We start from the raw sequence: 7192 nt of genomic DNA, 5'->3' as shown, positions 1-7192 counted from the left end.
GCGGCCATCCAGCCCCCCCCCCCCCCGGGGGGGCCCCCCCCCCCCCCGCCCCCCCCCCCCCCCCCGGGGGGGCCCCCCCCCCCCCCCCCCGCGCCCCTGAGGTCTCAGCGGAGCAAGCTCTGAGCCATCGCGCGGCGAACGTTGGCCAGGCCACGGACGATCTGCGCAGTCACTAGCAGCAGGACGATTCCCGCGACACAGGTCCCGGTGATCTCCGGCAGCGTCGAGAGGTAGTGGGCATGGCCGTTGTTCTCCCAGAGCTTGAGGCCCGACCACCCCACGTACTTCGGGAAGACCCAGTGGTACGCCGGATATAGCGCCGCCGAGATCGACACGCTCCACAGCACGACCGCCACCACGAAGTTGAAGATCCCGACCGGCAGCATCAGCACGCTGTACAGCGCGGAGCGCCAGTTCGTGCCGTTCTTCAGCACCGCGCCGATCCAGGCCATCAGCCCCGGCCGGGAAGGCCTGAGCGGCTGAGGTGCGGCGATGTCCGCCTTCAGGAGGGCGCGGGCACGGGCGCGTTCCATCGCGCCGACGCCGCGCGCGCCGCCGACCGCCGCCGCCAGGACCGGCAGGCCGATGAAAGTGACCAGCGTGCCCGCGCCCAGCGCCAGCATCGTGATGACGTAGGTGAAGGAGGCGATCCCGACCGGCAGGTCGAGCACCAGATGCAGGGTCTCCCGCCAGGTGCGCGCCGAGAAGGGGGCCAGGAAGAACCGCGGCTCGCGCTGGACCGCGCCGCCGCCCGTTCGGGTGGTCATGCTGTACTCCGCGGTGCTGCTGCTCATCTGCTCTCGGCTCCCTCGTCGTTGCTGCTTCCTGCTGATGACAAGCCTGCCGTTCAAGGAGCGCGCGGGCACTGGGGTGCCTCGGTGTGTTGGAGGTGGGGCTACCCCCACCTCCGTTCGGGGGCCGTCACGTCACCTCAGCCGCGTGCGGTCGGTGACCACTCGGCTGAGGCCACTGGCCAGCCAGCGCTCGCCGTCGTGGTCGAGCTCCTTGGTGAGCACGTCCAGCGCGGCGAGGACCGTGCCGCCGCCGTCGTCCAGCGGCAGCGAGTACGGGCTCAGGGTGGGATCGTGCGAAGGGTCGCCCACTTCGCCGGGCTCGCTCGGCCACGCCTGCTCCTGCAGGGCGAGAGCCTGCGCACGGAGCTCGGGCGGCACGTCGGCTTCGGCGTAGCGGACGACCCTCGTCGACTCCGGTGAATCGGAATCGGATTGCTCTACTTCGGACCCAGGCACAGGACGAAACCGTAACCGCCCTGCCGCTGCGGGGCCTCCTCCTCGGTGGCTCCGCCGTCGGCGGGCTGCAGTGCGGTCACCTGGCTGTCGGTCGACTACTTGTTCAGCGCGAGGCAGAGAACCAGCGACCCACTGTTGCCGCCGGTCTCGGTGTAGGCCGAGTCGATGCCGGCCAGGCCATCGCACTGGTGGCTGTCGCTGCCGTCGATGACCTTCAACACCTTGTACTTGGCGTTCGCGTCCGAGCAGCTGATGACGTGGACGTCAGGGTTGCTGTCGGTGCCCTGGTTCTGCACGCAGTCCCCGGCCTTGGCGGTGCTGGGCGCGCCGGTCACCTGGTCATAGACGAACCATCCTGCGAACAGCACGACCACGACGCCGAGGCGGATGAGGATCTTCATGCCGAAGCGGGCGCCCTTCTTCGACGGCGCGGGTGCGGGCGGGGCGGCGAAGCCGGCGTTCGGGTCCTGGTAGGCGGGGGGAGGAGTGGTCACGGGTAATTTCCCTCGTTGTCTGGGCGCGAGCTGTGGACGGTCGAACGCTGCAGACTATTGATCAATGAGGGACAACTGTGCGAACGAGACGAAACCGTGTCAGCACAGCCGTTGAAGCGTGATCAGCGTCCGGTCAAATCCGGCCTTTTGCCGCCGATCTGACTCCCATTCTGCAGCTGCGCCCCCGTCAGGACGCCGACGTCGCCGCGTTCCGGGTGCGCCAGGGCAGCTCCGCCGTCACGACGGTCGGGCCGCCGACCGGGCTGCCGACCACGAAGACGCCGTCCACCGCGCGGATCCGCTCCGCCAGCCCGGCGAGGCCGCCGCCCCTGCGCTCCACCGCTCCGCCGACGCCGTCGTCCCGGACCTGCAGCATCAGCCGCTCGCCGCTGCGCCAGACCTCGACGTGCGCCGTCTGCGCCCGCGCGTGCTTCGCGGCGTTCGTCAGCAGCTCGCTGACGGTGAAGTAGGCGATGCCCTCGATCGCCGAAGCGGGCCGCTCGTCGAGCTCGACGCTGAGCCGGACCCCGCCCGGGATCCGGCAGCGCGAGGCGACGGAGGAGAGCGCCGCGTCCAGGCCGCGGTCGGTGAGGACGGCGGGGTGGATGCCGCGGGCCAGGTCGCGCAGCTCCTGCAGGGCGAGCTTCACCTCGCCGTGCGCGTCGGAGACCATCCGGGCGGCCGCCTCCGGGTCCTCCGTCAGCTTCTCCTTGGCGAGGCCGAGGTCCATCGCCAGGGCGACCAGGCGCGCCTGCGCGCCGTCGTGCAGGTCGCGCTCGATCCGGCGCAGGTCGGCCGCGGCCGAGTCGACGACCGTGCCGCGGTCGTCCTCCAGCTCGCGGACCCGCTCGTCGAGCGAACCGGGGGAGAGCAGTGAGCCCACCAGCAGTCGGTTCACGTAGCTCAGTCCGCGTGTGATCCACGGCAGCAGCGGGAACATCACGATCAGCGAGACCAGGGTGAGTGCGAAGGTGAGGATGCCCCAGGGCAGCATCACGACGAAGTAGAGCGCGGTACGCCAGGCCAGGCCGTCGCCGAGTACGGCCAGCGCCCGGTACAGCGGGCCCGACCGCTTCGCCTGCACGGGGAGCGGCTCGGCGACTGCCTCTCCCAGCAGCGCGCGGGCTCGCGCCCGCTCCATGCGCGAGGCGGCCCGCAGTCCGAAGAGGGCGCCCGCCAGAATCCAGATCCCCACGATCGTGAAGACCGTGCCGATGCCGACCGCGATCAGGGTGACAGTCAGCGCGAAGCCGAGAACACCGATCGGGAAATCGCTGAGCAGGTACGCGACCTCGCGCCACATCCGGGCGTCGAAGCGTGGGCGGGTCGCTGGCTCGGGCTTCATCAGATCCATGATCTCAGGCTGGCGGTTCCGACACCCCCAGCGCCATGGGGAAGGTAGCCGATCCGGGGTAGGGCCAGCCCTACCCCCGAGATCTCCACACGCGTCCCATCGGGTGGGCTGGGTTCACAGCTCGGACCGGCTGGGACCTAGACTCAAGCGCCGTAAAGAGAAGACTTAGCTGAGTACTACCGATCACCCACTCCGGAGGCGACCGAGCATGCAGGCCGTGCAGGCATTGGCGGCATCCCGAACGGGATACTTCCACGCCTACTCCGTCGTCGGCCTGATGGCGCTGATCGGCGTCCTCTTCGTCGGCACCGCGTTCGCCGCCAACCAGTTGCTGCGGCCCTACGCGCCGACCCCGGAGAAGCTGCTCGCGTACGAGTGCGGCGTGGACCCGGTGGGGGAGGGCTGGGCGCAGACCCAGGTCCGGTACTACGTCTACGCCTTCCTGTATGTGATCTTCGCGGTGGACGCGATCTACCTCTTCCCCTGGGCGACGGTCTACGCCCAGTCCGGTTTCGGTGCGACGACGCTGGTGGAGATGTTCGTCTTCATCGGCTTCCTCGCGGTCGGTCTGCTCTACGCCTGGAAGAAGGGCGTCCTGGAATGGTCGTGAACCTCGGCACGCCGGATCCCTCCCGGCCGGGCGGACCCGCCTCGGCGCTGGAGCCGCGACGGCTCGGTCCGCTGGCGCGGATGGCGCCGGACCCGATCAAGGTGGTGCTGAACTGGGGCCGCCGGTACAGCCTGTGGGTCTTCAACTTCGGGCTGGCCTGCTGCGCGATCGAGTTCATCGCGGCGTCCATGGCCAAGCACGACTTCATCCGGCTCGGCGTCATCCCCTTCGCGCCCGGCCCGCGCCAGGCGGACCTGATGATCGTCTCCGGCACGGTGACGGACAAGATGGCCCCGGCGATCAAGCGGCTCTACGAGCAGATGCCGGAGCCGAAGTACGTGATCTCCTTCGGCGCCTGCTCGAACTCGGGCGGCCCGTACTGGGACTCGTACTCGGTGACCAAGGGCGTGGACCAGATCATCCCGGTCGACGTCTACGTGCCCGGCTGCCCGCCGCGCCCGGAGGCACTGCTGCAGGGGATCCTGAAGCTCCAGGAGAAGATCGCGCGCGAGTCGCTGGCCGAGCAGTACGCCGTGCCGGCGGCTCCCTCGGTGCCGTCCGCCGCGGTGCTGTCGCGTCCGCTGGTGCAGGGGCCGGAGGGTGGTTCCGCGTGAGCTTGGACCTCTCCGTCGAGGAGATCGCTGCCGCAGTCGGGCCGTGGGCCACGGCGGCGGAGTCGTACGAGCTGCTGACGGTCGACGTGCCCGCGGAGCACTGGATCGAGGCGCTGACAGCGTGCAGGGACGGGCTGGGACTGCGGTACTTCGACTGGCTCTCGGCCGTCGACGAGCTGGGGGAGGGCTTCTCCGTCTGCACCCACCTGGCGCGAGTCGGCGAGGGTTCGACCGCGCGGCTGCTGCTGCGCACGCGCGTCCCGCGCGAGGCGGCGACGCTGCCGACCGCCATCGGCGTCTACGCGGGCGCGGCGTGGCACGAGCGTGAGACGCACGAGATGTTCGGCATCGGCTTCGAGGGCCACCCGCACCTGGTGACCCTGTTGCTGCCGGACGGTTTCGAGGGGCACCCGCTGCGCAAGGACTTCGTCCTGGCCGCGCGCGTGGCGAAGGCCTGGCCTGGTGCGAAGGAGCCGGGGGAGAGCGACCACGCCCCGGCGGAGGGCGCACGTCGCCGCATGCTCCCGCCGGGCGTCCCGGACCCGAACGAGTGGGGCCCCCTCGCGGGCACCCTCCCGCCCGCCGCGGAACGCCCCGCGCGCGGCGCCCGCGCGGCAGCCGCCGGCGGCCCCGCCGCCGACCGCCCCCGCCGCACCCGCTCCGTCTCCTCCGGCAGCACCAGCCAGCCCGAGCCCCCGGCGGCCGCCCCCGCGACCCCGGACGCCCCCTGGCAGTCCCCCGACTCCCCTGCCCCTCACCCCCGCCGCGCCCGCTCGGTGTCCGAGGGCAGCGTCAGCCAACCCCCTGAGCCGGCTGCACCAGCAGCCCCCGCCGCCGAGCCCGCGCCGGAGGCGTCGGGTGAGGGCGCTCCTGCCGCTGCGCCTGAGGCCCCTGCGGCCCCGTCCCCGGCCAGCCCGCCGGAGGCGGCTCCGGCGGGGAACGCGTCAGCGAAGCCCCCCGTCGCCGAGCCCGCGCCGGAGGCGTCGGGTGGCGGCGCTGCGCCTGCTGCACCTGCGTCTCCGTCGCCGGTCGGCCTGCCGGAGGCGGCTCCGGAGGGGAACGCGTCAGCGAAGCCCCCCGCCACCGAGCCCGCGCCGGAGGCGTCGGGTGGCGGCGCTGCGCCTGCGGCTCCGTCCCCCGAGCTTGCGCCTGCGGCCGCTGCGCCTGCGGCTCCGTCCCCGGAGCAGGCTGTGGAGCCCGCGCCGGAGGTCGAGAGCTCTGGCGCGAGCGACGCGTCTTCGCCGTCATCCCCCGTCGGCCCGGCGCAGGCACCCACGCAGGACGGCACCGGGACCGACGAGCCGACCGCCAATCCTGAGGAGGGCCGACCATGACCACGCTGGAAGCGCTCCTGCGCTGCCTCGCCGTGCTGGCTGTCTTTCTGACGGTGCCGCTCGTCATCGGGCAGACCGAGCACAAGGCCATGGCCCACATGCAGGGCCGGCTCGGCCCCATGTACGCCGGTGGGTTCCACGGTTGGGCGCAGCTCGTCGCCGACGGCGTCAAGTTCGCGCAGAAGGAGGACATCGTCCCCGCCGGTGCCGACCGGAGGATCTTCCAGCTCGCGCCCGCCGTCGCGCTCCTTCCGTACCTGCTCGCGCTGCTCGCGATCCCGCTCGGACCGGGTGATCTCGTCGGGCAGGCCATCGACGCCGGGCTGTTCTTCGTGCTCGCCGTGATGGGCATCGGCGTGCTCGGCTCGCTGATGGCGGGGTGGGCGTCGGCGAACAAGTTCTCCCTCCTCGGCGGCATCCGCACCGCCGCCCAGCTGATGGCCTACGAGCTGCCGATGCTGCTCGCCGCCGCGTCCGTCGCGATGGCGGCCGGGACGGTGTCCCTCACCGGGATCCTCGGCGCGTTCCACTGGTGGTGGGTGCCGTGGCAGCTCGTCGGCGGGTTCGTCTTCTTCACCTCCGGGCTCGCGGAGCTCCAGCGGCCGCCGTTCGACATGCCCGTGGCCGACTCCGAGATCATCTTCGGTGCCTACACCGAGTACACCGGCCTGCGCTTCGCGCTCTTCCTGCTCTCCGAGTACGCCGGCATCCTCGTCATCTGCGCGCTGACCTCCGTGCTCTTCCTCGGCGGGTGGCACGGACCGATGGCGCACAGCCTCGGCTGGCTGTGGATGCTGCTGAAGACCTTCGCCCTCGCGTTCGTCGTCATCTGGCTGCGGGTCACCTATCCGCGCCTGCGCGAGGACCAGCTGATGCGCTTCGCCTGGACCGTGCTCATCCCGCTCTCGCTCGCCCAGCTCGCCCTCACCGGCATCGTCAAGGTGGTGATCTCCTAGTGGCGCCCATCCCCGGCCGTGGTCTGGCCAAGGGCCTCGCCGTCACCCTGCGCACGATGACGAAGAAGACCGTCACCGCGCAGTACCCCGACGTGCAGCCCGAACTGCCGCCGCGCTCGCGCGGCGTCATCGCGCTGCTGGAGGAGAACTGCACCGTCTGCATGCTCTGCGCCCGCGAGTGCCCGGACTGGTGCATCTACATCGACTCCCACAAGGAGACGCTGCCCGCCGCCGAGCCGAACGCCCGCGCCCGCACCCGCAACGTGCTGGACCGGTTCGCGATCGACTTCTCGCTCTGCATGTACTGCGGCATCTGCATCGAGGTCTGCCCCTTCGACGCGCTCTTCTGGTCGCCGGAGTTCGAGTACGCGGAGGAGGACATCCTCGACCTCACCCACGAGCGCGACCGCCTGCGCGAGTGGATGTGGACCGTGCCCGCGCCGCCCGCGCTCGACCCGGCCGCCGAGGAGCCGAAGGAGATCGCGGCCGCCCGCAAGTCCGTCGACAAGGCGCTCGCCGCGGCTACCGCTGCAGCCGCCACAGCCGCAGCCGCCAAGGAAGAGGAGGACGGCGCGTGAAC

At 71.6% G+C, this 7192-nt stretch carries 9 protein-coding genes; 5 read left to right on the top strand and 4 right to left on the bottom strand.

Annotation, left to right across the window (positions count from 1 at the left end):
* Positions 1–104 precede the first annotated feature (104 nt).
* The 4 genes from ABIA32_RS07845 to ABIA32_RS07830 all read right to left on the bottom strand — a co-directional run bounded on the left by ABIA32_RS07845 (position 105) and on the right by ABIA32_RS07830 (position 3098).
* Positions 105–794, bottom strand: a complete 690-nt coding sequence (locus ABIA32_RS07845; RefSeq protein ID WP_370093150.1) for a sensor domain-containing protein — start codon at positions 792–794, stop codon at positions 105–107.
* A gap of 132 nt (positions 795–926) precedes the next feature.
* Positions 927–1172 carry a hypothetical protein gene (locus ABIA32_RS07840; RefSeq protein WP_370093149.1) on the bottom strand — a complete coding sequence of 82 codons (246 nt, stop codon included), beginning with the start codon at positions 1170–1172 and terminating at the stop codon, positions 927–929.
* 173 nt (positions 1173–1345) lie between these two features.
* A complete protein-coding gene (locus ABIA32_RS07835) occupies positions 1346–1744 on the bottom strand; it encodes a hypothetical protein (protein WP_370093148.1) in 399 nt (132 codons plus the stop codon).
* A gap of 187 nt (positions 1745–1931) precedes the next feature.
* Positions 1932–3098, bottom strand: coding sequence for a sensor histidine kinase (locus ABIA32_RS07830; RefSeq protein ID WP_370093147.1), 1167 nt, complete (start codon positions 3096–3098; stop codon positions 1932–1934).
* Positions 3099–3306: 208 nt separating this feature from the next.
* Here ABIA32_RS07830 and ABIA32_RS07825 point away from each other — a divergent pair, with 208 nt between their 5' ends.
* From ABIA32_RS07825 to ABIA32_RS07805, 5 genes are read left to right on the top strand one after another with little or no spacing between them, the layout of a single operon-like run.
* A complete protein-coding gene (locus ABIA32_RS07825; RefSeq protein WP_370093146.1) occupies positions 3307–3708 on the top strand; it encodes an NADH-quinone oxidoreductase subunit A in 402 nt (133 codons plus the stop codon).
* Positions 3699–4322 (top strand): NADH-quinone oxidoreductase subunit B, encoded by a 624-nt coding sequence (locus ABIA32_RS07820; RefSeq protein WP_370093145.1) that lies wholly within the window; start codon positions 3699–3701, stop codon positions 4320–4322. Before ABIA32_RS07825 ends, ABIA32_RS07820 begins: the two co-directional genes overlap by 10 nt.
* Positions 4319–5656 carry an NADH-quinone oxidoreductase subunit C gene (locus tag ABIA32_RS07815; RefSeq protein WP_370093144.1) on the top strand — a complete coding sequence of 446 codons (1338 nt, stop codon included), beginning with the start codon at positions 4319–4321 and terminating at the stop codon, positions 5654–5656. The genes ABIA32_RS07820 and ABIA32_RS07815 overlap by 4 nt, the downstream gene beginning before the upstream one ends.
* Complete coding sequence (locus ABIA32_RS07810; RefSeq protein ID WP_370093143.1) at positions 5653–6612, top strand: NADH-quinone oxidoreductase subunit H; 960 nt, start codon at positions 5653–5655, stop codon at positions 6610–6612. The genes ABIA32_RS07815 and ABIA32_RS07810 overlap by 4 nt, the downstream gene beginning before the upstream one ends.
* Complete coding sequence (locus tag ABIA32_RS07805; RefSeq protein ID WP_370093142.1) at positions 6612–7190, top strand: NADH-quinone oxidoreductase subunit I; 579 nt, start codon at positions 6612–6614, stop codon at positions 7188–7190. The genes ABIA32_RS07810 and ABIA32_RS07805 overlap by 1 nt, the downstream gene beginning before the upstream one ends.
* The last annotated feature ends 2 nt before the right edge of the window (positions 7191–7192 follow it).

The organism is Streptacidiphilus sp. MAP12-20 (assembly GCF_041262525.1).
In the GTDB taxonomy this organism is placed as follows: Bacteria; Actinomycetota; Actinomycetes; order Streptomycetales; family Streptomycetaceae; genus Streptacidiphilus.
This window is presented reverse-complemented; position numbering and strand designations above follow the sequence as displayed.